We start from the raw sequence: 25,002 nt of genomic DNA, 5'->3' as shown, positions 1-25,002 counted from the left end.
CCCGGACGATGGCCATCGCGATCGACCGCCGCTCGCTCGAGCCCTGGCAGGACCCCAAGGCCCAACCCTATGTGCGCATCGAGCGGGTGACGAAGAAGTTCGGCGACGTCTATGCGGTCGACGACGTGTCGCTGTCGATCTTCCAGGGCGAGTTCTTCTCGCTGCTCGGCAGCTCCGGCTGCGGCAAGACGACGCTGCTGCGTATCTTGGCCGGCCTGGAGTACCCGAGCAGCGGGCGGATCTTCATCGACGGGGCCGACGTGACCGACCTGCCACCGTACAACCGGCCGGTCAACATGATGTTCCAGTCCTACGCGCTGTTCCCGCACATGACGGTCGAGCAGAACGTCGAGTTCGGCCTCAAGCAGGAGCGCATGCCGCGCCGCGAGCGCGCCGAGCGGGTCGCCGAGATGCTCGACCTGCTCAAGATCGGCGAGCTGCGCCGACGGCGCCCGGACCAGCTTTCCGGCGGCCAGCGCCAGCGCGTCGCGCTGGCCCGCAGCCTGGCCAAGCACCCGAAGCTCCTGCTGCTGGACGAGCCGCTCGGGGCGCTCGACAAGCGCCTGCGCGAGAACACCCAGTTCGAGCTGGTCAATCTCCAGGAGCGCATCGGCACGACCTTCATCACGGTGACCCACGACCAGGAGGAGGCGATGACCATGTCGACCCGCCTCGCGGTCATGGACGCCGGGCAGATCGTCCAGGTCGATACCCCGACCGGCATCTACGAATACCCGAACTGCCGCTTCGTCGCCCGCTTCATCGGCTCGGTCAACCTGTTCGAGGGCAAGGTCGTCGAGCGCGACGGCGACGAGGTCCTCGTCGAGACCCCGCTCGGGCGGCCGATGCGGATGCGCTGCCCGCAGCCGCTCGCGCTCGGCAGCCCGGTCACGGTCGCGGTGCGCCCGGAGAAGGTCCGCCTCTGCGCCGCCTTCCGCGAGGAGGCCGTGAACCAGATCCGCGGCCTCGTCGAGGACATCGCCTACCTCGGCGACGTCTCCATCTACCACGTCCGGGTGAGCCCGGGGCAGATCGTCGAGATGACGCTCGCCAACATCCAGCCGCGCACCGAGCAGGCGCTGACCTGGGGTCAGGAGGTCGCGATGGAGTGGTCGCCGACGAGCGGCGTCGTGCTGGCGGACTAACCCGTCGATGGCCTCCCCGTTCCAGAACCGGCCGCGCCCCACCAGGCGCGCGAGCCGACTCCTGAACATCGGCGTGCCCTATCTCTGGCTCGGCCTCTTCCTGCTGCTGCCGGTCGCCATCGTCCTGCAGATCAGCCTCGCCGAGCCGACCGCCGCGCAGCCGCCCTACGCGGCGCTCTGGCAGTGGGTCGAGGAGGGGGTCCTGCAGATCCGCCTCGACTTCCAGAGCTATCGCCTGCTCTGGAGCGACAGCCTCTACCTGGCCTCGTTCCTCAACTCGCTCCAGGTGGCCCTGGTCTGCACGCTCCTCTGCCTGCTGCTCGGCTATCCGATGGCCTACGCGATCGCCACGGCCCCGGAACGCTGGCGGCTGCCGCTGCTGATGCTGATCGTGCTGCCGTTCTGGACCTCGTTCCTGATCCGCGTCTATGCCTGGATCGGGATCTTGAAGACCAACGGCTTCCTGAACAACTTCCTGCTCTGGCTCGGGGTCATCGACGAGCCGCTGGCGATCCTCTACACCCAGACGGCGGTCTACATCGGCATCGTCTACTCCTACCTGCCGTTCATGATCCTGCCGCTCTACGCCAACCTGACGCGGCTCGATCCGACGCTCCTGGAGGCCGCCGCCGACCTCGGCTGTCGGCCCTTGCGCGCGTTCCTGCGCGTGACGCTACCGCTGTCGCGCGCCGGCATCGTCGCCGGCAGCATGCTGGTCTTCATCCCGGCCGTCGGCGAGTTCGTGATCCCGGACCTGCTCGGCGGCCCCCAGACCCTGATGGTCGGGCGGATGCTGTGGACCGAGTTCTTCTCGAACATGGACTGGCCGCTCGCCGCCGCGCTCGCCCTGGTCCTGCTCGGCCTGCTCGTCGTGCCCTTCGTCCTGATGCAGCGCTGGCAGCAGGGCGCCCTGGAGGACAGGCCATGAGGCGCCAACGCTGGTCGCTCTACACGGTGCTCGCCTTCGGCTACGCCTTCCTCTATCTGCCGGTGCTGCTGCTCATCGTCTACTCGTTCAACGAGTCGCGGCTGGTCACGGTCTGGTCGGGCTTCTCGCTGAAGTGGTACGGGGAGTTGCTGCACAACCGCCAACTGCTCGATGCGGCCTGGCTCAGCATCCGCATCGCCGCGACCAACGCGACCTTCGCCGTCGTGCTCGGCACCCTGGCGGCCAACGCCCTGGTCCGTCACGGGCGCTTCCGCGGGCGCACCGGCTTCGAGCTGCTGCTGACCGCGCCGCTCGTGATGCCGGACGTCATCATCGGCCTGTCGCTGCTGCTCCTCTTCGTCGCCCTCCAGCAGTCCGTCGGCTGGCCGGGCGGGCGCGGCTTCACGACCATCACGGTCGCCCACATCACCTTCAGCCTGGCCTATGTCGCCGTCGTCGTGCGCGCCCGCCTGGCGCAGATCGATCGCTCGCTCGAGGAGGCGGCGATGGATCTGGGCGCCCACCCGCTGACCGTGTACCTGCGCATCACGCTGCCGCTGATCGCCCCGGCCCTGCTCTCGGGCTGGCTGCTCGCGTTCACGCTGTCGCTCGATGATCTCGTCATCGCGAGCTTCGTCTCGGGCCCGGGCGCGACGACCCTGCCGATGGTCGTCTACTCCAGCGTGCGCATGGGCGTGTCGCCGCAGATCAACGCGCTGGCGACCATCATCGTCGTCTTCGTCGCCGTGGCCGTCGCCATCGCCGCGCTGACCACGCGCGGCCTGGGCAGCACCCGAACGGGCCGCAGACCGACCCGGGACTGAGGCCGCCCGGGCGGCCAGGACGGTCGCGCGCCCCTCGCCGTCAGGGCTTGAGCATCCTGCGCGTGAGCGCGAGACTCCAGGGCTTCGGGAGGCGCTTGAGGACGCCGAGGATGCTCGCGAGGTTGCGCGGGAATCGCGTCTCGAAGCGCTTGGTACCGAGGCAGGCGAGGATCCGTTCGGCGGCCTCGTCGGCCTCCATCAGGCCGAGCATCGGAAATGCGTTCTTCTGCGTCAGGCGGGTCTTGACGAACCCGTGATTGATGATCTTGAGCGCGATGCCGTGCCGCGCCAGCTCCGGCTGCAGCGACTCGGCCAGATTCACGAGGGCGGCCTTCGGTGCCGAGTAGCCGCCGCCGTAGGGCAGGCCGAAGTCGGAGGCGAGGCTCGCGTTCCAGATCCATTGCGCGGCCGGCTTGCTGGGCGGTCTCGATCCGTCCTGGGGCCCGATCTGCTTCAGGAACCGCGGCGCCAGCGCATGCATCAGGCGCACGGCGCCCAGGTAGTTGGTCTGGGCCATCCGCTCGAACTCGGCCAGATCCCAGTCCTCGATGCCCATCGGCTCGTAGGTGCCGACATTGTAGATCCAGACGTCGAGACCGCCGAAGGCGGCCCAGGCCCGGTCGCAGACGCCTTCGATCGCTGGCGGGTCGGTGACGTCGATGTCGAGCAGGGTCAACCTGTCGGGATCCTGCTCGCGCAGACGGCGCAGCACCTCGCTGTGCTCGGCCCCGCGCGCCGACGCGATGACACGGCCACCCGCCTGCACGAGCCGCTCGGCCAGGCACAGCCCGATCCCCTGGGAGGCCCCGACGAGCCAAATCCGCTGATCGCACACCCCATTCGTTCCCGGCATGTCATACCCCTGGTCGCGCGTCGCGACCCGACTGTGAATCGGCCTGTGATCGGCCTGTGATCGGATAGGGACCGCCGGCGCCGGTCGCAGGCGGTCGGGCGCCCGAGACCGAGTCCCGGCGGATATCGCGTTTCCGTGCCGCGTCTTCAACCTAAAAGCGGCCGTTGGACGGTGCCCGAGCCGCCCCTTGCGATCCGTGCAACCCGCCCGGACGGGTGCGACGCGCCGCGACGCCGGACTTGATCCGCCGCCCTCGTGCTCCATCTTACGGGCTGTGCCCCAGGTTTTGGGGCATTTCCACCAAAGGGGGCATCGTGGTCAAAGGAAGCGGTCTTAGGGTCGGCGTCATCGGAAGCGGGATCAGTGGGTTGGCAGCGGCCTGGTGCCTGGGTCAGCGCCACGCGGTGACCTTGTTCGAAAAGGACCCGAAACTGGGTGGCCACACCAACACGGTCGAAATCGACGTGGGCGGGCGACGCCAGCCGGTAGACACCGGCTTCATCGTCTTCAATCGCCCCAACTATCCGCACCTGACGGCAATGCTCGGACACCTGGGGGTCGAGACGCAGCCGACCCGGATGGGCTTCTCGGTCTCGATCGACGGCGGCCGCCTGGAATACTCGGGCGACACGCTGGGCTCGCTCTTCGCGCAGCGCCGCAATCTCCTCTCGCCCGCCCATTGGGGCATGATTCGCCAGATCCTCCGCTTCAATCGGCGGGCCAAGCAGGATCTCCAGCGACCGGAGGCCCTGACGACGACGCTCGGCGACTACCTGGCCGAGCACGGCTTCGAAGATCGGATGCAGCAGCGCTACCTGCTACCGATGGCCGCGGCCATCTGGTCTTGTCCGGTCGAGACGATGATGCGCTTTCCAGCGGCGAGCTTCCTGCGCTTCTTCGAGAACCACGGCCTACTGAACGTCCAGGACCAGCCGCAATGGGAGAGCCTGGTCGGGGGCTCGCAGCGCTACGTCGATGCGCTGCGGAAGGTCGCCAACTTCGACGTGCGCCTGGACAGCCGGGTCGAGCGCGTCGCGCCCGGCGACGAGGGCCTGGAGATCCGCTGCGCCGATGGGACCACGGGGCGCTTCGACCATGTCGTGCTCGCCTCGCACAGCGATCAGAGCTTCGCGATGCTCGACGGGCGGCTCAAGGAGGCCTTCGCGCCGCTCGGGCGCATCGGCTACCAGGAGAACCTGGCCTATCTGCACTGCGATACCTCGCTGATGCCGCATCGCCAACGCGCGTGGACCAGCTGGAACTACCTGCGCGACACCCGCCATCCCGAGACCCGCGTGGCGGTCACCTACTGGATGAATGCGCTTCAGAACATCGCGATCGAGACCCCGCTGTTGGTCACGCTGAACCCGATCACGCCGCCAGCCCCCGACAAGGTCTTCGAGGAGATCCGCTACGAGCATCCGGTCTTCGACCAGGCCGCGCTCGATGCGCAACGCGAGATCGAGGCCCTCCAAGGCACGGCGAACGTCTGGCTCTGCGGCGCCTATCTCGGCTACGGCTTCCACGAGGACGGCCTGCGTAGCGCGGTCGCGCTCGCCCGGTCGTGGGACCTGCCCTTGCCTTGGGAGACCTCGGGGGAGACCCCTTGGGAGAGCAAGGAGACCGCGGATGCCTAGCGGTATCTATCTCGGCCAGGTCATGCACAAGCGCCTGGGCGCCATCCAGTACCAGTTCCGCTACGGCGTCATGAGCCTGCGGATCGATGTCGACACCATTGCCGAGGAGGCCCGATCGCTGCGCTGGCTGTCGCTCGATCGCTTCAACCTCTACAGCCTCCACGGGCGGGACTTCGGGGCGCGTGACGGGCGGCCGTGGCGCGCGTGGGCCGATGCGCTGCTGGCCGACTACGGCCTGCCGGAGCGCGCGCGGCGGATCGAGCTGGTCTGCTTCCCGCGCTTCCTGGGGATCGTCTTCAACCCGCTGGCCATGTGGTACGCCTATGACGGCGATGACCGGCTCGTCGGCATCATCGGCGAGGTCAGCAACACCTTCGGACAGTGGCACCACTATGTCCTGACCGACGGTGGGCGGGCGCTCGATGACGGGATCCACGCGGAGGCCGAGAAGGTCTTCCATGTCTCGCCCTTCATCGGCATGGATTGCCATTATGCGTTTCGCTTCAGCCGGCCGGGGGAGCGATACCGGATCGCGATCCAGCAGAGCGAACACGGCCAGCCCCGACTCGTCGCGACCCAGGTCGGGCAGGCCGTCGCGCTAAACGACCGCACGCTGTTGCGGGCCGCGGCCAGGCACCCGTTCAACACGCTGAAGGTCTTGGCGATGATCCATTGGTGGGCGCTGCGGATCTGGCTCAAGGGGGGCCGTTTCCATCCGACGCCGCAGGCCCTCGAAGGCGTCCACTACAGTCATTCGGAGATGAAACTATGCTGAAGGAGATCGCGGCCACCACGGCCCTCATCGATCGGCTGGAACGCCTGATCCATCCCGCCCTGATCCGGCGGGCGATCCTGACCCTGCCGTTCGACCGGCTGCACGCCGGCACCCTGACGCTCAAGATCGCCGGCGAGAGCTACCGCTTCGAGGGCGACACGCCTGGCTTCCAGGCCGATCTGCAGATCGAGCGCCCGCTGCGGGCCTATTGGCTGATCAAGACGCAGGGCGAACTCGGCTTCGCACAGGCCTACATCGAGGGCGCGATCCAGACGAGTTCGCTCCACCAGTTGATGCACCTGGCCTACGCGAACAGCGAGCTATTCGACTCGCTGCTGATGGACAAGCGCCTGAATGCGAAATACCGCCGGCTCCATCGCCAGCGCCACAACTCGATCGACAACAGCCGCCACAACATCGCCTTCCATTACGACCTGGGCAACGACTTCTACGCCCTCTGGCTCGATCCGAGCATGACCTACTCGAGCGCCCTGTATCGCGACGAGGCCGAGACCCTGGAGCAGGCCCAGGCCAACAAGTACGAGCGCATCCTCGCGCAGCTCGATCTCGGCGGGGGCGAGTCCATCCTCGAGATCGGCTGCGGCTGGGGCGGCTTCATGGAGGCCGCGCTGCAGAAGGGCTGCACCGTCAAGGGCCTGACGCTCTCGAGCGAACAGCAGCGCTATGCCCGGGCGCGCCTCGCGGACCAGGCCGCCCCGGAACGGTTCGCGGTCGCGCTGCAGGATTACCGCGACGAGCAGGGCCGCTACGATCACATCGTCAGCATCGAGATGTTCGAGGCAGTCGGCAAGGAATACTGGCGGGACTACTTCGAGACCCTCGCACGGGTGCTGAAGCCCGGCGGCAAGGCGGTCTTGCAGGTCATCACGGTCGCCGAGCAACACGTGGCGGCCTACGAGGCCGATGTGGACTTCATCCAGACCTACATCTTCCCCGGCGGCCACCTGCCGAGCCTCGAGCAGATCCGCGCGGCGGCCGGCGCGCAGGGCCTGCGCCTCGACGAGGAGATCGCCTTCGGCAGGGATTACGCCAAGACCTGCGCCGCCTGGAAGGAGGCCTTCAACCGTCAGCACGAGGCGCTCGAACGACTTGGCTACGACCGGCCCTTCCAGCGCCTGTGGAACTTCTACCTCGACTACTGCATCGTCGGCTTCGAGACCGAGCACATCAGCGTGCGCCAGCTGACCTTCATGCATGCGGATCGCTGACACCTCGGCCGGGCAAGGTGCGATGCCTCGCGACGGCAGCCCGAGTTCCTCCAGCGGATAACCAGCCCAGGGGGCAATGATGAACAGCCTGTTCTACGTCAAGCTCTATCTCCTGATGGTCCCTGTCTTCTTCGCGATCGACCTGGTCTGGCTGGGCCTGATCGCGAAGGGGTTCTATCAAGACAACCTCGGCTACATCCTGAGCCCGAACGTCAACTGGGCCGCCGCGGTCGCCTTCTACCTGATCTTCATCGGCGGCATCCTCTACTTCGCCGTCGCCCCGGCCGTGGGCGATGCCTCGCTCGGGCGCGCGCTGCTCAACGGCGCCCTGTTCGGCTTCTTCACCTACATGACCTACGAACTGACGAACATGGCGACCCTGCCCAATTGGCCGCTGAAGGTCGTCATCGTCGACACCCTCTGGGGGGCGGTCCTCAGCGCCTCCGTGGCGACCGGCGGCTATCTGATCGGCCGATGGCTCGGGGGCACCTGAGGCCACTGTCGGGTTACGGCGCGCGCGAGCCTTCTCACGGAATGCCGTGGGGCGCACGAACGAACCGACGCGGCCGTGCCGGTCTGCGCCGGGGGCCGTAGGTCGGGTTAGCCCCTCAGGGCGTAACCCGACGGCCGGCGACACGGCCCCCGCCGAGCCCGCTGTCGGGTGACGGCGCCCATCGTCGGCCCACCCTCGCCGATCGCCCCGTGTTGGCGTGGCCGACGGAGGCCATTGACCGATCGGAAAACTCGGGTATCATTCGTCAACAGGAATAATTCTTATTTTCCTCTTGTCCGTCGGCGCACACGGCCCCATCTCGGAAGCCAACGAGACGAAACCTCAACGGGTGAACCCATGAAGAAGCACCATCCTTCCAACCTCGGCCACCACTCCCTGCTACCGGCGATCGCCGTGACCGGGATGTCGTTGGCCCTGTTCCTCTTGCTGTCGTTCCTGAGCGCGCCCTCGGACACGGTGGTCCATCAGGGCACGAGCGCAACGGCGACGATGCGGTGACGAGGGACCGCCATCCCGCCCCCTCAGTCGACCCGCGGCGGATAGAGCGCGGGTAACGCCGACGCCTCCGGGGCGACCCTGTCGCCCTCCGCTTCATAGGCCGCGAGGGCCGGCCCGACGGCCGCCCAGGTCGCCTCGCCGTCCCAATCGGTCGGCCCCGCCTCGGCATACAGACCCCGCTCGAGTCGGGTCAAGACCGCCGCCGCTTCGTCGGATTCCAGGCGCACCGAGAGGCCCGCCAGGCCACGCGGCGGGTCGTCGGGCCACACGAGCGCCGCCCAGGCGAGGAGCGCGTCGCGCGCATCGCGCGGACCGCGGCTGCGACAGGCCCGCTCGACGGCTCGGCGGGCCTCGGCACGGGTCAGGGCCGGGCGCCGCGCGGGCGAGGCCTGGTCGCCCCGATCCGGGCTCGGCGGGCGCCGGCGCCGCTCGCGCCACCAGAGGACGAGGGTCGTGAGCCAACCGGCCGCGAGCACGGCGGCGAGCCCGGGCCAGACGCCGGCCGGCACCGCTGCGGCAAGCGAGCGCCCGCCGGTTGCCGACGCCCCGGCCGACGGGGCGGCTGCCCCAGCGGGGCCGGGCGACGGCGCCGAGTGGCCGCCGCCGGCCGAGGCGACCACCTCCAGCGTCCGCGCCGGGATGATGGCCTCGCGCGGCACGTCGCTGGTCGTATCCCACCAGGGCAGGCGAATCTCGGGCAGCGTCACCTGGCCCGGCTCGGTCGCGACCAGCGCGACCTTCGTCTGCTTGAGCGCGACCGGCACCTCACCACCCTGTTCGTCGCGACCCTGCGGCGGGTCCGGATAGAGTCTCACGCTGGGCGGCGCCTCGAGCGCCAGATCCGGCAACTGGGCGCTCGTGACCCCGGCGGCGGTGATCGTGACCGTGCGGGTGATGGCCTCGCCGACCGCGACGCGCGTGCCCTCCGGCTGCCATTCATCGCTCAGCTCGACCGACTCGGCCGGCAACCAAGGCTCGCCGGCACCGGGCGGCTGCGGGCGTACCGCGAGCGTCACCGGCGTGCCACGCACGCGCACCTGCCGCGTCGCCACCAACAGGCCGCCGGCGCCGGGCATGGCGCCGAAGAACTCCTCGATCGGGCCGAACGGGTCCTGACCGAAGCCTTGCGCCGGCGGTGTGCGTTCGACCGGCACCGCCGCCACCAGGTGCGGCGGATCGATCTCCAACGGGCCGCTGCGCTGCGGAAAGACCGCGTAGCGGCGCTCGATGACCGTATAGCGCTCGCCGCCGATCGTCTCGCTGTACTGGCGGTCCTCGCCGACGCGCTCGATGCGCGCCCCCTCGGCATCGGGCTCCGAGAGCCGCGGCTGGAGCAGGTCGACGTCGACCCGCGCGAGCAGCCGCACCACGTAATCGACGCGCCCCTGGACATAGGGCGCCTCGGGGGTCGCCGTCACCTCCAGGCGCACGCTCTGGTCGCCGGACGGGGCCGAGGCCGTCGCCGCCTCCAGCACCGTCAGCGTCAGCGGCTCGGTGGCGAGGCTGCCGAGGGTCAACGAGGGGACCGTCAGCAACCCGGTGCGCCGCGGAGCGATCTCCAGGCGCCACTCCTGCGAGGCGCTCGTCTGGCCGTTGACGAAGGCGACGCGGCTCGTGTGCGACTGATCGATGATGTCGAAGTCGGCCGCGAGCGGCGAGAGGTCCGGCATCCCGCCGACGTCGCCGGCGAGGACGAGCGACAGACCGACGGTCTCATCGTCGGTGATCTGCTCGCGGTCGAGGCGCGCGGTCAGCTCGGCGGCCGCGGCGACGTCGACGCAGAGGATCAAGAGAAGAACAAGCAGAGATCGCATCGGGCCCTCCGTGATCACAGCCGCCCCTCGCGGCGCAGGTGCTCCAGCAGGAAGCGTTGGCGCAGCAACCCGGCCGGATCGTCCGGCACCCTCCGCAGCATCTGCTCGAAGGCCTGCTGCGCCTCGCTCTGCCGAGGGTCGTCGGCGAGTCCGCCGACCCCGCCCGTCGGGCCGCCGACGGACGCGTCTTGCGGCGCGAGCAGGTCCGCGAGGCCGGGCTCCTCCCCGGGCCGCAGGTCGGCGGCATCGCCCCCGCCCGAGGGCTGGGGGGCGGGCTGGTCCAGCGGTCGCGCATCGCCCGCCGCGGCATCCGGGGACGGGTCGCCGGCATTATCGGGCGGCGGCCCGCCGGACTCCAGGGCTCCATCACCGTCGTCGGCCGAACCCTCGGGCGCCTTGCCGCTGGCGCCGGGCGGCTCGGCCTGCGCGCCGGCGGCCCCGCCCGCTGCCGAGCGCCGCCCCCGATCATCATCGGCATCACCATCGGTGGCATCACCGGTCCCGGCCGCCGCGGACCGGGATCCCGCCCCCGGCGGGGCGGCGGATTCGGATTGGCCTGGACCCTCGGTCTCGGCGCCCCCCTGCGGACTGGACGGCGCGGGGGCGGCTTCCTCACCCTCCGGTTCGGAACCCTCACCGCCTGCCGGGTCCGAGTCTGCCGGGCCGCGCGGCGGTGCCCCCGTTCGTCGGCCATCGCCGGAATCGACCTGGCCCTGCGGCCCCTGCTGCGCGAGCAGCCGGCGGACCAGTTCCCGGTTGTGGGCGGCATCGGCGAGCCCGGGCGCGGCGGCGAGCGCCTGGTCGTAGGCCGCGAGCGCCTCGGCGAGACGACCAGCGCGCGCCAACGCGTTGCCCCGGTTGTAGTCGGCCACGGCCCCGCCAAGCCCGGCGAGGTCCTCGACGGCACCGGCGTAGTCGCCGGCCCGGTAGTGCGCCGCCGCCCGCCAGGCCGGGTCGGCGAATCGCTCGGCCGCCTCGGCCGCCCGCCCCTCGGCCAGGTCGCGGGCCGCCTGCTGATCGGGCCGCCACCAAAGGTCTTGCCAAACGCCGGCCTGGGGCGCGCCGCTCGGCACGAGAAACACCACCGCCAGTACCGGGGCCAGCCAGCCGCGACGGAAACCGAGCGCGGCGAGCGGCACGAGCAGCAGGAGCAACCAAGGACCTTCCTCGCGCCAGCGGTCCGCGCTCAGCGGCGCCTCGTCGTCGGCCGCGTCCCGCGCCCCCTGGGGATCGGCGAGGAGCGCGCGCGTGTCGGCGCCGTCGGCGGTCAGGGTGACGAGGCGGCCGCCGCCGATCTCGGCGAGGCGGGCCAGCGCGTCGCGGTCGGGCGACGCGCCATCGGCCGAGCCGTGCTCGGCCGTCGCAAGACCTTCGCCGCCGGGCGGCGGCGCGACCAACAGGATCGACAGCCGATGCCCGTCGCCCGCCAGCCGCTGGGCGGCGGCAAAGGCCGAGGCCGGCTGGGGCAGGCCATCGGTGACGACGAGCACCTCGCCGGGCCGGCCGGCCACCCCGGCCAGCAGCTCGCCGGCGGCCTGAAGGGCCAGGTCGGTGCGCGAGGCGCCATCGACCGGCAGCAGGTCCGGCGCCAGGCTCGGCACCTGCGCGGCGATGGTCGCCGTATCGGTCGTCAGCGGCGCGACGAGGAAGGGCTCGGCGCCGAAGGCGATCAGGGCCGTCTGGCCGTCGGCCCCGGCGCGCAGCAGGTCGAGGACCTCCAGGCGCGCGCGCACCAGGCGCGACGGGGCGACGTCGCCCGCCAGCATGGTCGGCGACAGGTCGAGCAGGATCACCCGCGCGACCGCCGAGCGGTGGGCCGGGGCCGGCTGGCGCTCCCAGACGGGGCCGGCCAGCGCCGTGACCGCGAGCAGCCAGGCGAGGCCGAGCAGCGCGAGCCGCCAGCGCCGCGGCCGGCCGCCGCCGACGAGCAGGTGCGACAGCAGGTGGGCATCGATCTGCCCACGCCAGGCCTCGGCGGCCCCGGCGCGACGCGCCAGATGCCACAGCAACAGCGCCAGCGGCACGAGGGCCAGGAACCAGGCCGGGCGCAGGAAGTGCAGCTCCGCTGGCACTATCGGTCCCCTCCGGCCGACGCGCCGCCCGCCGACCGGCGACACGCGTCGGGCACGAACAACAGCGTGCTCATCAGGAGCGCCGCCGCCAACGGCCATGGGAACAGGGCGACGACGGGGCGCCAGCCGGGCTGCTCGTGGGCGCTCGGTTCCAGCCGGTCGAGCTCGGCGTAGATGGCCGCCAGCGCATCCGTGTTCGATGCCTTGAAGAAGCGCCCGCCGGTCGCCTCGGCGATCGCCGTGAGGCCCGCCGAATCGATCGCCTCGCGCCCCGGGAGGACCAGCCCGAAGGGCAGCGCTCGCCCGGCGGCGCTGCGGTCGATGCCGATGATGTAGAGGCGCACGCCGGCCTGCTCGGCGAGCGCGGCGGCCTCCTGCGGCGTCAGGTTGCCGGCGGTGTTCTCGCCGTCGGTAAGCAGGACCAGGACCCGACCCTCGGCCGGCTCGTCGCACAGCCGCTTGACGGCGAGGCCGATCGCGTCGCCGATCGCCGTGTCGCGCCCGGCGAGGCCGACGACCGCCTCTTCGAGGAGCCGCACGACGGTCGCCCGGTCGAAGGTCAGCGGCGTCTGGAGGTAGGCGCGGCTGCCGAACAGGATGAGCCCGACGCGGTCCTGGCGCCGGCCTTCGATGAAGCGCGCGGCGACCGCCTTGACGGCCGCGAGGCGTGCGACCCGGCGACCGTCGAGGACGAAATCCGGCTGCTCCATGCTGCCGGAGATGTCGACGGCCAGCATCAGGTCGCGCCCGGCGAGCGGCACCGCCTGCGGTTCGCCAAGCCACTCGGGGCGGGCCGCCGCGCCGACCAGCAGCACCCAGGCGAGCAGGGCCACGACCCAGCGCCAGCGGCGCGCCCGCTCGGCCGCCGGCGCGGCCTCCCCGGCCCGCCAGTGCGGCAACCGCAGCGCCGGCCCGTCCAGGTCGGCGGCCGGCGGCAACCAGCGGCGCACCGCCAACGGCAGCGGCAGGGCCAGCAGCATCCAGGGCCAGGCCAGCGTCAGCATCGCGCGACCATCGGCTGCGGCAGTCGCTCAGCCCCGACGGCATCCTCGCGCTGACGGCGGATCCATGTGCGCACGGCGGTGCACAGAGACGGGGCGTCGAGCGTGCCCCGGTGGCCATCGTGCGGGTGCCGATAAGGCGCGTCGAGCAAGGCGCGGCCGACGCCGAAGCGGAAGGTCTCGCCGCCGCCGCGGGCGTCGAGGAAGGCCAGCCAGGCCTCGCCGGCCAGACCGGCGGCGGCCGCGCGGCCGAAGCGGACGACGGCGAGGCGCCGCAGCAGCCGCGAGCAGCCGCGGGCCAGCGCCAAGGCGTCGCCGTCCGCGGCGAAGGCGCCGCAGAGGGCCTCGAGCTCGCGCTCGGCCTGGAGGCTGGCCGCCCGGGCGCGCCGCCGCCGGCGCCACCACCAGACGAGACCCACCGCCGCGGCCAGCACGACCAGCGCGAGCAGCCACCAGCCTGGGGCCGGCGGCCACCAGCCGACCGGATCCGGCAGGTGGTAGGGGCGCAGACCCGCGAGCGGATCGGGCGCCAGCGCCGGGCTCGCGCCCTGCGTCAAGGCGGGGGGCACGACCGACCCGGGGATCGGGTTCATCTGGCCCTCCCGGCCGCGAGCCCGCGGGCCAGCGCCGGGCCGACCGGCGCATCGGTCGCCAGGCGCACCAGGTGGGCGGGCCAGCGCCGCGTCAGCTCGACCAGCCGGGCCTCGCGCTCGGCGAAGCGCTCGGCGTAGGCCCGCCGCGCCGCGGCCGAGCGGGTGTCGAGCCAGCCGATCTGGCGGCCGTCGCTGACCGGGTAGCGGCCGGGCGGCGGGGCCTGCCGCTCCAGCGGGTCGACGACCTGGATCAGGACCAGCTCGCTGCCGGCACCGAGCCGGCCGGCCCAGGCATCGGCGGCGGCGAGGTCGGCGAAGTCGCTGAGCAGGAAGACCAGGCTGCCCGGGCGCACCCGGCGGGCGAGGTGATCGGCGGCCGCGGCCAGGCCGGTGAAGCCGCCCCCGCCCCCGGTCCCTTCGCCGGACAGGGGCGCCGCGGCGAGTGCCCGCAGCAACGGCAACAGGCCGGCCGTGCGGGCCAGCGGGCGCTGCTCCAGATGGCGCGCCTCGTCGAAGACCAGGCCGCCGAGCCGGTCGCCGCCCGCGGTCACGGACCAGCCGAGCAGCGCCGCAGCGCGGGCCGCGACGACCGATTTGAAGGCGACCCGGCTGGCGAAGCGCATCGTCGGCCCCTGATCGACGAGGAGCCAGACCGGCCGCTCGCGCTCCTCGCGGAAGCACTTGACGTGCGGCTGGCCGGCGCGTGCGGTCACCCGCCAGTCCATGTTGCGCGGGTCGTCGCCCGGCTGGTAGGGACGCGCCTCATCGAACTCCATGCCGCGACCGCGAAACCGCGACAGATGGCCGCCGTGGCGGGTCGCGAGGATCCGCCCGCGGCGGGCGATGCGCAGGCGCGCCGCCTCGACGCGCAAACCGAGCAACTCGGCGAGCGTGACCCGGACGCCGTCACTGCCCGCCGTGCCATCCCGCGACACCATCGAGATCAAGGCGACCGCCCTCCTCAGGGCACCGGGACGCAGCCGAGCAACTCGGCGATGAAGCCGTCGACGGCGCGCCCCTCGGCCTGCGCCTCGTAGCCCAAGAGCAGGCGGTGACGCAGCACGTCCGGGGCGACCAGCTGCACATCCTCGGGCGAGACATAGTCGCGCCCGGCGAGCCAGGCGTGGGCACGTGCGCAGCGATCGAGGGCCAACGTCGCCCGCGGGCTCGCGCCGAAGCGCAGCCAGCCGGCGAGCGACGGGCCGTAGGCCTGCGGCGAGCGCGTCGCCAGCACCAGGTGCACCAGGTAGTCCTCGACGTCGGGCGACATGTAGAGATCCAACAGCCGCCGACGGGCGAGGAAGACGCTCGCCTGGCCGACCCGCACCGGCGGCTCGGCCGGTGCCTCGCCGGCCTGGGCCGCGGCCCGGTGCAGGCGCAGGATCGCCCGCTCGGTCTGGCCGTCCGGATAGTCGACCCGCACGTGCATCAGGAAGCGGTCGAGCTGGGCCTCGGGCAGCGGATAGGTCCCCTCCTGCTCGATCGGGTTCTGGGTCGCCATGACCAGGAACAGGGCCGGCAGCGCGAAGGTCTCGCGCCCGACCGTCACCTGGCGCTCGCCCATCGCCTCGAGCAGGGCCGACTGCACCTTGGCCGGGGCACGGTTGACCTCGTCGGCGAGCAGCAGGTTGTGGAAGATGGGCCCGCGGTCGAAGCGGAAGCTGCCGTCGTGCGGGCGGTAGATCTCGGTGCCGGTGAGATCGGCCGGCAGCAGGTCCGGCGTGAACTGGATGCGATGGAAGTCGGCCTCCAGGCCCGAGGCCAGGGCCTTGATCGCGCTCGTCTTCGCGAGCCCCGGGGCACCCTCGACCAGCAGGTGGCCGTCGGCGAGGAGCGCGATCAGGAGCCGCTCGACGAGCGCCTCCTGGCCGAGGATCTGGCGCTGCACATGGCGCCGGAGGCCGTCGAGCTCGCGCCAGAGCGGATCCTGGCGCGCCGCCCCGTCGGCCTTTTCGCGGGGCGCCGCGGGGGCCGGTCGGGCCGTGGGCTCGGCCGCCTGCGTCTCGTCGCTTGGGGTCTCGCCGATTGGGGTCTCGCCGATTGGGGTCTCGTCGGTTGGTGTCTCGCCGAGTGGGGTTTCGTCAATTGCATCCGTCATCGCTCACCATCGCCTCGACAAATCCGTTACGAACCGGGGAAGAGGGGTCCGCGCCCAGTTAGGGAAGCGCTGAGGTATTCCGCGCCGCCCGTGCGGGGCAGGAGCCCCGCCATGTTCCGTCGCGATCAGCGACTGAACATGAAGGAAGTCGGAAACCGCGCCTTCGACTTCCGTGCTGATTCTTGGCCAGGACGGCCAATAAATCAGCGTCTCCTTAGTCCGGGGCGGCGCCCGCGAGTTCATTGTCCCGCATCGCCTGGGGGATTGGGTACCCGCCGAGGCCGGAAACTGCCGGTGCTATACTCGTAGCATCGCCGGACCGACGACGGAGGCGGACGATGTCGATCGCAATGCGCAACGGCTTCAATCTCTTGGCGGCGGCCGTCCTCGGCCCCCTGGTCCTCTGCGCCGACCACGCCGGGGCCGGTGGCGCGGGTCCAGGCGGCGAGCCGGCCGAGCGCGCCGAACGCGATGCCCTGATCCGCGAGATCGAACGCGGCGTCTACGAGACCCGCGCCGCGCTCGGCTTCGACCGCCTCGATCCCGCCGTGCTCGAGGCGGTGCGCGCCGTCCCCCGCCACGCCTTCGTGCCGCCGGAGCTGCGCCACCTCGCCTACCGCGACCACCCGCTGCCGATCGGCGGCGGCCAGACCATCTCCCAGCCCTACATCGTCGCCATCATGAGCCAGCTGCTCAGCGTCGGCCCGGGCGAGCGCGTCTTCGAACTCGGCACGGGCTCGGGCTATCAAGCCGCCGTGCTGGCCGCGATGGGCGTCGAGGTCTACACGGTCGAGATCGTCCCCGCGCTCGCCGAGCGCTCGGCCCGCCTCCTCGCCGAACTCGGCTACGACCGCATCCACGTGCGCAACGGCGACGGCTACCTCGGCTGGCCCGAGGCGGCCCCCTTCGCCGGCATCATCGCCACGGCCGCCGCCGACCACATCCCCGACCCGCTCATCGACCAACTCGCCCCCGGCGGCCGCCTCATCATGCCGGTCGGCGACGACGGCCAAGTCCAGCAGCTGACGCTGATCGAAAAACAGCCCGACGGCGACCTGCTCGAACGGCGCATCCTCCCGGTGCGCTTCGTGCCCGTCACCGGGGAGCACGTGCGCTGAAGAAGACGGCGCACCATCGGCCCCAGGCTCCAGCCTCGTAACCTCGTAGCACCGTAGGGCGGGAAAGCGAAGCGCATCCCGCCGAAAGCGGAGCCGAAACCTCGTAGGGCGGGAAAGCCCAGCGCATCCCGCCATAAACGGAGCCCATCCCACCACACCGAAAACGACCAGATCATCGAAAACGGCAAGGAGGCTCAGATGCCGCGTTATATCCGCGCGTTCGTGCCAGGAGGCACTTTCTTCTTCACTGTCGGCCTGCTCGAACGGCGTCGGCGCCTGCTGACGGAGCATATCGATGACCTGCGGGCGGTGTTCGCCGCGGCACGCGCGCGCCGTCCGTTTACCATCGACGCGATCGTGGTGTTGCCGGACCACTTGCACTGTCTGTGGACCTTGCCGCCGGGGGATTGCGATTTTTCCGGGCGGTGGCACGAGATCAAGTCACGCTTCTCGGCGCGGATACCGACGGGCGAGCACCGGTTCGGCCGCCGCCAGCGCAAGGGCGAGCGTGGGATTTGGCAGCGACGCTACTGGGAGCATGTCATCCGCGACCCGCGCGACTTCGAACGACATTTCGACTACCTCCACTACAATCCTGTCAAACACGGTCACGTTGGCCGCGTCGGGGACTGGCCGTATTCCAGCTTTCACCTCTGTGTGCGACGCGGGATCTACCCGCCCGATTGGGCGGCCAGCGATGCGGTGCGGGCGTTGTCGATGGAGTAGGCTTGGCGGCGGGATGCGCTCGGCTTTCGGCGGGATGCGCTGTGCTTTCCCGCCCTACGTGGGCTCTGCGGCTTCATCTTGGCGGGATGCGCTTCGCTTGCCCGCCCTACGATTGGCCGTTGAGCAATTCAATGGCGCGCTCGGGTCGGTGCATCGGGCCGGGATTGCTCGCCCGCTTGTCCTGTACTCACGTGTGGCGCACAATCACCTGATCTTCACAGACGCGGGGCTTCCTGTGAGCCAAGCCGCTACCAAAGACAGCCGCCTCGACATTCGCTGCGACGAGCAGACCCGCAAGCTGCTCGACAGGGCGGCCAGCTACGCCCGTGTGAGCCTGTCCGAGTTCGTCCTTTCCAGAGCGGTCGCGGCGGCCGAACAGGTGGTGCAGGAACAGGAGTCGATCAACCTCCGGGCGGATGACTTCCAGGCCTTCCTCGCGGCGTTGGACGAGCCGCGGGAACCGAGCCCGGCACTGCAGCGCGCCTTCGAGCGTCATACCAGGCTGGTCGACGCGGAGTGACCTACCGCATAGGTCCCCTCGACGGCGAGGTGGACAGATCGGCCTTTCGCTGCGGCCAGGCGCCGCTCGATGAATATCTTCGGTGCTACGCCGCGCAGGACGTCAGGCGCGCAATCGCACGGGTGTTCGTCGCGACGCCGACAGGGGAGCCGAACCGCTTGGCCGGCTTCTTCAGCCTCAGCGCTGGCGCGGTCGGCTGCGACGATCTACCACCAGAGCTAGCCCGTAGACTGCCACGCTACCCGGTGCCGGTGGCGCTGCTCGGTCGCTTGGCCGTCGATCAGGCATTTCAGGGCCGGGTACTCGGATCCATTCTGCTTGCCGACGCCTGTCGCAAGGTCACACACGCCAGTGCCGTGCTGGCCGTCGCCGCCCTCGTGGTCGACGCCAAGGACAGCGCCGCAGCCGACTTCTATCGCCACTTCGGCTTCGTGCCGCTACCAGGGAGCCGGGACGGCTGCTGTTGCCGTGGAAGGTCTTGCAGCGTACTGGCCAGGCCCCGGCCGATTCTTGATCGGCGCGCGGCCCGGGACACGACAGATGACGATTCGGCGCTTCTCTTCTCGCACCACCCGCCTCGACCGGAGCTTCCTCGCCGAGCAGCTGCAGGGCGCGCGCAGCTATCGGCGCATCGCCGGCTATTTCACCAGCTCGCTGTTCGAGATCGCCCACGAGTGACTGGAGGGCATCCCAGACGTTCGCATCGTCTGCAATGTGGATCTGGCGCCCGAGGACCTGAAGGTGGCGCGGATCTGCGAGGCGCGGATGCTCGGGCGTTGGAACAAGCGCTCGATCGAGGCGGAGTCGCTGCTCAACCGCGAGCGCTATCAGCGGCTGGATGCGTTTCTCGCCAGGCGCGGGCCGGTGATCCGGGTCGCGCCCGATAGCGTCTGCGGCTTCGTGCACGGCAAGGCCGGGATCATCGAGCGCGGCGATGGCCGCAAGGTCGGCTTCATCGGTTCGATGAACGAGACCCGGCACGGCTGGCAGGACGCTGGAGGAGCGCGGACTGCTGGAGCGCATCGCCGTGAATATCCATCCGGATGCCCAACTGGCTCGCCATCCGCACCGTTTCAATGCCCTGTTCCAGGGCATCGCGCTGCGCACCTCGCCCGGCTTCGATCGCGCCTACGAAGAGGCCTGCGCCTTCGGTCGGCTGCTCGCCGGACGCGGTCAAGGCGGCGGCTTCATGAAGAACCTGATGGAGCAGCGGGTGTGCTCCAGCGTTGTCGCCGGCATCGGCACGGCGACCAGACTGCTGGCCGGGCAGACGATCCACGAAGAGACCGAGGATGTCGACCGGGAGCTGGACGTCCAGGACGCTGCGGAACGTGCGGCCTTGGAGCGCCTGATCCAGGCACTCGGCGGTGTCGGCGACGACCCGAAGCTCAGCGCGATCCGCCACTACCTCCACGACGAGGGCTGGCTGGAGCTGGGCTGCATCATCTTCAGCCAGTACTACGACACGGCCGCCTGGATCGCGAGGGTCAGGCGGTGGGTGTCGCCCGCGAGGCATTGAAGCGACTCGTGGCCGACCACGAGGTGCGGCTGATGATCGCAACGGACGCGGCCTGCGGGGGCCTGAACCTGCAAACGCTGGGGACCCTGATCAACGTCGATCTGCCTTGGAACCCGACCCGTCTAGAGCAGCGCATCGAGCGCATCAAGCGCTTCGGTCAGGCACGCGCGGCCGTCGACATGTTGAATCTCGTCCATCAGGGGACCGTGGACGAGACCGTCTACGCGCGCCTGTCGGAGCGCATGCGCAACCGCTACGACCTGTTCAGCGCCCTGCCCGACACGATTCGCGACGACTGGATCGACGACATCGAGACCCTGGGCGCACGGATGGACCAGTACATCGAGGCGCGCCGCCGGGCGACCGGCTTCGACCTGCGCTACAACGACAGCATCCGACCCAGCGACGACGCCTGGCGCGACTGCGCCACCGTCCTCGCGCGGCGCGATGTCGAGAACCTGATGCGGCAGGGATGGGGTGGTCGATCGGCTCAGTCGGCCGCTGACCGCCCGCCGAAACGATCGCGGGCTTTGTCGATGGAGGTTTTTCGGCGGGATGGGCTGGGCTTTCTCGCCGTACGCAGTACGCGGGCCTTGTCGATGGGGGTTTCGTGGCGGGATGCGCTGGGCTTTCCCGCCCTACGTGGTACGCGGGCTTTGTCGATGGGGGTTTCTTGGCGGGATGCGCTGGGCTTTCCCGCCCTACGCCGCGGGGCCGCCCCTGTTCAGCCCGGCCCGTCTTCGACCGGGAACAGGTCGTCGATCGGCGGCCGGCCGGTGTGGCGTGGGGTCGGCATCAGACCGAAGTGGCTGTAGGCCGAGGAGGTCGCCACGCGCCCGCGGGGGGTGCGCATCAGGAAGCCCTGTAGGATGAGATAGGGCTCGAGGATGTCCTCGATCGTGCCGCGCTCCTCGCCGATCGCCGCGGCCAGGCTCTCGACGCCGACGGGGCCGCCGTCGAACTTCTCGATGATGGCCTCGAGCAGGCGTCGGTCCATGTGGTCGAAGCCGCGCGCGTCGACCTTGAGCAGGCCGAGGGCACGGTCGGCGATCACCGCCGTGATGCGGCCGTCGCCCTTGACCTGTGCATAGTCGCGCACCCGCCGCAGCAGGCGGTTGGCGATACGCGGGGTGCCGCGCGCGCGGCGCGCGATCTCGTCGGCCCCGGCGGCATCGGTCTCGATGCCGAGGATCGCAGCCGAGCGCGCGACGATCCGCGCGAGGTCCTCGGGCACGTAGTACTCCAGACGCAGGACGATGCCGAAGCGGTCGCGCAGCGGCGAGGTCAGCAGGCCGGCGCGGGTCGTCGCCCCAACCAGCGTAAACGGCGGCAGGTCGAGCTTGATCGAGCGCGCCGCCGGGCCCTCGCCGATCATGATGTCGAGCTGGAAGTCCTCCAGGGCCGGATAGAGGATCTCCTCGACGACCGGGCTCAGGCGGTGGATCTCGTCGACGAAGAGCACGTCGCCTGGGTCCAGGTTCGTCAACAGGGCCGCCAGGTCGCCGGGCTTCTCCAGCACCGGGCCCGAGGTCTGGCGCAGGTTCACGCCCATCTCGTGGGCGACGATGTGGGCGAGCGTCGTCTTGCCGAGCCCGGGCGGGCCGAAGATGAGCACATGATCGAGGGCCTCGCCACGCCCGCGGGCGGCGCCGATGAAGATCTCCATCTGCTCGCACGCGGCCGGCTGGCCGACATAGTCGGCGAGGCGCCGCGGGCGGATCGCGCGGTCGACGGCCTTCTCGTCGCTCGCGGCCTCGGGGTCGATCAGGCGGTTGGGCTCAGGCATGGGGCAAGGCGGCGATGGCGGTCTGCGGGACGGTCATCGCGTAACGATACCCCAGACCGGGCGCGGCTGCCGACCGTTGCATGCCGGGTTGCAGGCTGGGCGACCCGCGCACGGCCGGGGTGCCCCCGACCAGGGTCGCGCCGCCCTCGCCTACCCGGCCGGCCGATCCCCACCGGCCGCGGACGGGGTGGCGGCGACGTCGAGCAGGACCTCGTAGCGGCGCAGCGGCGATGGCGTCATCGGCCCGTCGTAGTAGGCGTAGACGGCCGGCCCGATCGGTTGCAGACCATGCCCGGCCAGCCAGTCGCGCAGGGCCGCCTCCTGCTCGGCCATCACCTCGTCGCTGGCATCGCCGCGGAAGCGCAGCGCGGCCCGCCGCTGGGCCGGGACCTCTCGCAGGCGCACACCCTCGCCCACCGGTGCCGGCAGGTCGGCGAGGCTGTACTCGGACGGCATGATGAAGCGCACCGTCCAGTCCCCGCCCGCGCCCTGCGCCTGGATGACCGGCGCCGTCATTGCGATCGGTTCGCGGCGTTGCTGGATCACGGGCGCCGTCATCGCGATCCTCGGCCCGGGGCGCTCGCTCGCGAAGATGTACGCGGCCAGCGATCGGAATCCGGCGCTCAGCGTATCGCGCCGGGCGCCCTTGCGCGTCACCTCGGCGACCACCATCGCCGGGTAGTCGCGGACCTCGTAGGGCCCGTCCTGCTCCACCACGCGGTATTCGGGCATCTCGACACCCCGGGCATAGACGAAGAAGGCGACCCCGGCGACGGCCACCAGGGCCAACCCCCCGAAGACGATCAGAGCGAGCTTCATGGCGAACCTCGAAGGGATCAGATGGAAGAGCGAACGAATTCCCGCCTGCCGGCGGGTCTTGGGGCCGCGGGGGGGCCGCGGACGGCGGAACCCCGGCCGGCCCATCGCATCGAGCGAGATTATCGGGGCTTGGCGGCGACTCCTAAACGGCGCCGGCCGTTCCAGATCGGCGAAGCACCGAACGCCAGGCCACGGTTCAAAGCAACCGATACAGGGTACTAAGTCTGGTCAGGATCTTCGCGCGTTTCGCAGTTCCGGGAACCGGACTCGGGCGGTGGGCGTCGCGCCCAGTGGCCGGCGAGGAGCGACCCCGAGAGATTGTGCCAGACGGAGAAGAGCGCACCGGGCAGGGCCGCGGCGGCCGAGAAGTGCTTGACGGCGAGGGCCACGGCGAGGCCCGAGTTCTGCATGCCGACCTCGATGGCCAGCGTGCGGGCGGTGCGCTCGTCCCAACCGAGCCGGCGCGCCACCCAGTAGCCGGCGGCGAGGCCGAGGGCGTTGTGCAGGACGACGGCGAGGGCCGCGGCCCAGACCAGGGTCGCGACGTTGGCCTGGTTGAGGCCGACGATGATCGCGATGATGAGGACGATGGCGGCGACCGAGACGGCCGGGAAGACCCGCTTGAGCGGCCCGAGGTAGGCGCCGAGCAGGCTGTTGATCATGACCCCGACGGCGACGGGCACGAGGACGATCCGGGCGATCGACCAGAGCATGCCCTCGACCGGCACGGGCACGCGCTCGCCGACGTAGAGCCAGGTCAGGAAGGGCGTGGCGAGGATCGCGATCAGGGTCGAGCCGGTCGTCAGCGTGATCGACAGGGCGACGTCGCCGCGCGCCAGATAGCAGACGACGTTGGAGGCCGTCCCGCCCGGGCTGGCCCCGACCAGGACGAGACCGGCCAGCAGCGCCGGCGGCAGCCCGAGCGCCAGGCCGATCGCCCAGCCGGCCAGCGGCATGACCAGGTACTGGAGGCCGATCCCGAGGCCGACGACCTCGGGGCGGCGCAGCACGGCCGTGAAATCCCGGGCCGTCAGCGTCATGCCCATGCCGAGCATCACCAGCCCGAGCAGCGGCACGATCAACCCGTCCATCGCGACGAACGGCGCCGGTGCCAGATACGCGGCGACGGCGCCGAGCAACGCCCAGAGCGGCATCAGGGCCGTGAAGCCCGTCACCCTGGTGGCCCCCCGAGCCGGCCGCTCGACATCGGCTGGCGGTCGAGGCCCACCGTTCAGCGCGCGGCGGCGAGGGCCTGGTCGAGATCGGCGAGGATGTCGTCGATGTGCTCGAGGCCGATCGAGAGGCGCACCAGGTCCTCGGAGACGCCGGCCATCGCCAGTTCCTCGGGCGAGAGTTGGCGGTGGGTCGTCGTCGCCGGATGACAGGCGAGCGTCTTGGCGTCGCCGATGTTGACCAGGCGCACGGCGAGCTTCAGCGCGTCGATGAAGCGGGCGCCGGCGGCGCGACCGCCCTTGATGCCGAAGCAGAGGATGGCGCTCGCCCTGGCCCCGTCCATGTACTTCTCCACCAACGGATAGTCCGGGCTGTCCGGCAGGCCGGCATAGCGCACCCAGTCGACCTGCGGGTGCGCCTGCAGGAACTTGGCGACGGCCAGGGCATTGTCGCAGTGCCTATCCATCCGCACCGGCAAGGTCTCGATCCCCTGCAGGATCAGGAAGCTGTTGAACGGCGAGATGGCGGCGCCCATGTTGCGCAGCGGCACGACGCGGGCGCGGCCGATGAAGGCGGCCGCGCCGAGGGCTTGGGTATAGACGACGCCGTGGTAGGAGATGTCCGGTTCGTTGAGCATCGGGAAGCGCGCGGCCTGTTCGGCCCACGGGAAGCGGCCCGAGTCGACGATGGCCCCGCCGATCGTCGTCCCGTGCCCGCCCATGTACTTGGTCAAGGCATGGACGACGATGTCCCCGCCGTGCTCGAACGGCCGGCACAGGTAGGGCGAGGGGACCGTGTTGTCGACGATCAGCGGCACCCCATGGCTGTGGGCCATGTCGGCGAGCGCGGCGATATCGGCGACGTTGCCGGCCGGGTTGCCGATCGACTCGCAGAAGACGGCCTTGGTCTTGGCGTCGATCTTGGCGTCCATCGCGGCGATGTCGTTCGGCGCGGCCAGGCGCACCTCGATGCCGAGCCGCGGCAACGTATGGGCAAAGAGGTTGTAGGTCCCGCCGTAGAGGGTCGAGGTCGCGACGATGTTGTCGCCCGCCTGGGCGATCGTGAAGATCGTGTAAGTGACGGCCGACATGCCGGAGGCCAGCGCCAGCCCGCCGACACCCCCCTCCATCGCCGCGACCCGCTTCTCGAGGACATCGGAGGTCGGATTCATGATGCGGGTGTAGATGTTGCCCGGCACCTTGAGGTCGAACAGGTCGGCGCCGTGCTGGGTGTCGTCGAAGGCGTACGAGGTGGTCTGGTAGATGGGCGTCGCGACGGCCTTCGTCGTCGGATCCGGCTCGAAGCCGGCGTGGATGGCCAGGGTCTCGATCTTCATGGTGGTTTCCGTCGTCGTCGTTCG

25 protein-coding genes and 1 pseudogene are annotated in these 25,002 nt (G+C 70.7%); 15 read left to right on the top strand and 11 right to left on the bottom strand.

Annotated elements, in window-relative coordinates; genetic code table 11:
- Positions 1-8 precede the first annotated feature (8 nt).
- The 3 genes from CKO41_RS07355 to CKO41_RS07345 are packed head-to-tail and all read left to right on the top strand — an operon-like array spanning position 9 to position 2,897.
- Positions 9-1,145: an ABC transporter ATP-binding protein gene (locus tag CKO41_RS07355; protein WP_200250541.1), complete on the top strand. Its 1,137-nt coding sequence runs from the start codon at positions 9-11 to the stop codon at positions 1,143-1,145.
- Between the two features lie 7 nt (positions 1,146-1,152).
- Positions 1,153-2,073 carry an ABC transporter permease subunit gene (locus tag CKO41_RS07350; protein ID WP_200381690.1) on the top strand — a complete coding sequence of 307 codons (921 nt, stop codon included), beginning with the start codon at positions 1,153-1,155 and terminating at the stop codon, positions 2,071-2,073.
- Positions 2,070-2,897, top strand: a complete 828-nt coding sequence (locus CKO41_RS07345) for an ABC transporter permease subunit (RefSeq protein ID WP_200381689.1) — start codon at positions 2,070-2,072, stop codon at positions 2,895-2,897. Before CKO41_RS07350 ends, CKO41_RS07345 begins: the two co-directional genes overlap by 4 nt.
- 40 nt (positions 2,898-2,937) lie before the next feature.
- Here CKO41_RS07345 and CKO41_RS07340 read toward each other — a convergent pair whose 3' ends face one another.
- Positions 2,938-3,750, bottom strand: coding sequence for an SDR family NAD(P)-dependent oxidoreductase (locus CKO41_RS07340; RefSeq protein ID WP_200381688.1), 813 nt, complete (start codon positions 3,748-3,750; stop codon positions 2,938-2,940).
- 314 nt (positions 3,751-4,064) lie between these two features.
- On the opposite strand from CKO41_RS07340, the gene CKO41_RS07335 reads away from it, so the two are divergent.
- From CKO41_RS07335 to CKO41_RS07315, 5 genes are all read left to right on the top strand, one after another.
- Positions 4,065-5,387 carry an FAD-dependent oxidoreductase gene (locus CKO41_RS07335; RefSeq protein ID WP_200381687.1) on the top strand — a complete coding sequence of 441 codons (1,323 nt, stop codon included), beginning with the start codon at positions 4,065-4,067 and terminating at the stop codon, positions 5,385-5,387.
- A complete protein-coding gene (locus CKO41_RS07330; protein WP_200381686.1) occupies positions 5,380-6,162 on the top strand; it encodes a DUF1365 domain-containing protein in 783 nt (260 codons plus the stop codon). The genes CKO41_RS07335 and CKO41_RS07330 overlap by 8 nt, the downstream gene beginning before the upstream one ends.
- On the top strand, positions 6,156-7,391 hold the full coding sequence (locus CKO41_RS07325; RefSeq protein ID WP_200381685.1) for an SAM-dependent methyltransferase: 1,236 nt from the start codon (positions 6,156-6,158) through the stop codon (positions 7,389-7,391). Before CKO41_RS07330 ends, CKO41_RS07325 begins: the two co-directional genes overlap by 7 nt.
- Positions 7,392-7,467: 76 nt before the next feature.
- Positions 7,468-7,884, top strand: coding sequence for a DUF2177 family protein (locus CKO41_RS07320; protein ID WP_242464050.1), 417 nt, complete (start codon positions 7,468-7,470; stop codon positions 7,882-7,884).
- Positions 7,885-8,241: 357 nt separating this feature from the next.
- Entirely contained in the window at positions 8,242-8,403 is a 162-nt protein-coding gene (locus tag CKO41_RS07315; RefSeq protein ID WP_200250529.1) for a hypothetical protein, read from the top strand.
- A gap of 23 nt (positions 8,404-8,426) precedes the next feature.
- Here the strand turns inward: CKO41_RS07315 and CKO41_RS07310 are convergent, their stop codons facing one another.
- From CKO41_RS07310 to CKO41_RS07285, 6 genes are read right to left on the bottom strand one after another with little or no spacing between them, the layout of a single operon-like run.
- Entirely contained in the window at positions 8,427-10,217 is a 1,791-nt protein-coding gene (locus tag CKO41_RS07310; protein ID WP_200381684.1) for a BatD family protein, read from the bottom strand.
- 14 nt (positions 10,218-10,231) lie between these two features.
- Complete coding sequence (locus tag CKO41_RS07305; RefSeq protein WP_200381683.1) at positions 10,232-12,289, bottom strand: VWA domain-containing protein; 2,058 nt, start codon at positions 12,287-12,289, stop codon at positions 10,232-10,234.
- Positions 12,289-13,293 (bottom strand): VWA domain-containing protein, encoded by a 1,005-nt coding sequence (locus tag CKO41_RS07300; RefSeq protein ID WP_200381682.1) that lies wholly within the window; start codon positions 13,291-13,293, stop codon positions 12,289-12,291. The genes CKO41_RS07305 and CKO41_RS07300 overlap by 1 nt, the downstream gene beginning before the upstream one ends.
- The gene (locus tag CKO41_RS07295) at positions 13,287-13,883 is read right to left on the bottom strand and encodes a DUF4381 domain-containing protein (RefSeq protein ID WP_200381681.1); all 597 of its coding nucleotides are present in this window, start codon (positions 13,881-13,883) and stop codon (positions 13,287-13,289) included. The genes CKO41_RS07300 and CKO41_RS07295 overlap by 7 nt, the downstream gene beginning before the upstream one ends.
- Positions 13,880-14,821 carry a DUF58 domain-containing protein gene (locus tag CKO41_RS07290; RefSeq protein ID WP_200381708.1) on the bottom strand — a complete coding sequence of 314 codons (942 nt, stop codon included), beginning with the start codon at positions 14,819-14,821 and terminating at the stop codon, positions 13,880-13,882. The genes CKO41_RS07295 and CKO41_RS07290 overlap by 4 nt, the downstream gene beginning before the upstream one ends.
- Before the next feature lie 23 nt (positions 14,822-14,844).
- Positions 14,845-15,981 carry an AAA family ATPase gene (locus CKO41_RS07285; RefSeq protein WP_242464048.1) on the bottom strand — a complete coding sequence of 379 codons (1,137 nt, stop codon included), beginning with the start codon at positions 15,979-15,981 and terminating at the stop codon, positions 14,845-14,847.
- Between the two features lie 338 nt (positions 15,982-16,319).
- Between CKO41_RS07285 and CKO41_RS07280 the strand changes: the two genes are divergently transcribed.
- From CKO41_RS07280 to CKO41_RS18610, 7 genes and pseudogenes are all read left to right on the top strand, one after another.
- Positions 16,320-17,099 carry a protein-L-isoaspartate(D-aspartate) O-methyltransferase gene (locus CKO41_RS07280; protein WP_242464045.1) on the top strand — a complete coding sequence of 260 codons (780 nt, stop codon included), beginning with the start codon at positions 16,320-16,322 and terminating at the stop codon, positions 17,097-17,099.
- A gap of 198 nt (positions 17,100-17,297) precedes the next feature.
- Positions 17,298-17,825: an REP-associated tyrosine transposase gene (locus CKO41_RS07275; RefSeq protein WP_200381680.1), complete on the top strand. Its 528-nt coding sequence runs from the start codon at positions 17,298-17,300 to the stop codon at positions 17,823-17,825.
- A 112-nt stretch (positions 17,826-17,937) separates the two neighbouring features.
- Positions 17,938-18,345, top strand: a complete 408-nt coding sequence (locus CKO41_RS18465) for a type II toxin-antitoxin system TacA family antitoxin (protein WP_242464043.1) — start codon at positions 17,938-17,940, stop codon at positions 18,343-18,345.
- A pseudogene (locus CKO41_RS19000) lies at positions 18,342-18,719 on the top strand (GNAT family N-acetyltransferase); the annotation flags it as partial. The gene CKO41_RS18465 and the pseudogene CKO41_RS19000, both read left to right, overlap by 4 nt.
- 166 nt (positions 18,720-18,885) lie before the next feature.
- Positions 18,886-19,023: a phospholipase D-like domain-containing protein gene (locus CKO41_RS18620; protein WP_242464071.1), complete on the top strand. Its 138-nt coding sequence runs from the start codon at positions 18,886-18,888 to the stop codon at positions 19,021-19,023.
- 349 nt (positions 19,024-19,372) lie between these two features.
- Entirely contained in the window at positions 19,373-19,864 is a 492-nt protein-coding gene (locus CKO41_RS18615; RefSeq protein ID WP_242464041.1) for a hypothetical protein, read from the top strand.
- Positions 19,865-19,872: 8 nt separating this feature from the next.
- On the top strand, positions 19,873-20,679 hold the full coding sequence (locus CKO41_RS18610; RefSeq protein ID WP_338115548.1) for a C-terminal helicase domain-containing protein: 807 nt from the start codon (positions 19,873-19,875) through the stop codon (positions 20,677-20,679).
- Here the strand turns inward: CKO41_RS18610 and ruvB are convergent.
- From ruvB to CKO41_RS07240, 4 genes are all read right to left on the bottom strand, one after another.
- Complete coding sequence (gene ruvB, locus CKO41_RS07255; protein WP_200381679.1) at positions 20,589-21,650, bottom strand: Holliday junction branch migration DNA helicase RuvB; 1,062 nt, start codon at positions 21,648-21,650, stop codon at positions 20,589-20,591. The two genes, CKO41_RS18610 and ruvB, sit on opposite strands and share 91 nt — an antisense overlap.
- Positions 21,651-21,800: 150 nt before the next feature.
- Complete coding sequence (locus CKO41_RS07250; protein WP_200381678.1) at positions 21,801-22,469, bottom strand: SOUL family heme-binding protein; 669 nt, start codon at positions 22,467-22,469, stop codon at positions 21,801-21,803.
- Positions 22,470-22,687: 218 nt separating this feature from the next.
- Positions 22,688-23,644, bottom strand: a complete 957-nt coding sequence (locus tag CKO41_RS07245; protein WP_338115547.1) for a bile acid:sodium symporter family protein — start codon at positions 23,642-23,644, stop codon at positions 22,688-22,690.
- Between the two features lie 56 nt (positions 23,645-23,700).
- A complete protein-coding gene (locus tag CKO41_RS07240) occupies positions 23,701-24,978 on the bottom strand; it encodes an O-acetylhomoserine aminocarboxypropyltransferase/cysteine synthase family protein (protein WP_200381677.1) in 1,278 nt (425 codons plus the stop codon).
- Between the last annotated feature and the right edge of the window lie 24 nt (positions 24,979-25,002).

The organism is Thiococcus pfennigii, assembly GCF_016583835.1.
Classification (GTDB): Bacteria; Pseudomonadota; Gammaproteobacteria; order Chromatiales; family Chromatiaceae; genus Thiococcus; species Thiococcus pfennigii.
This window is presented reverse-complemented; position numbering and strand designations above follow the sequence as displayed.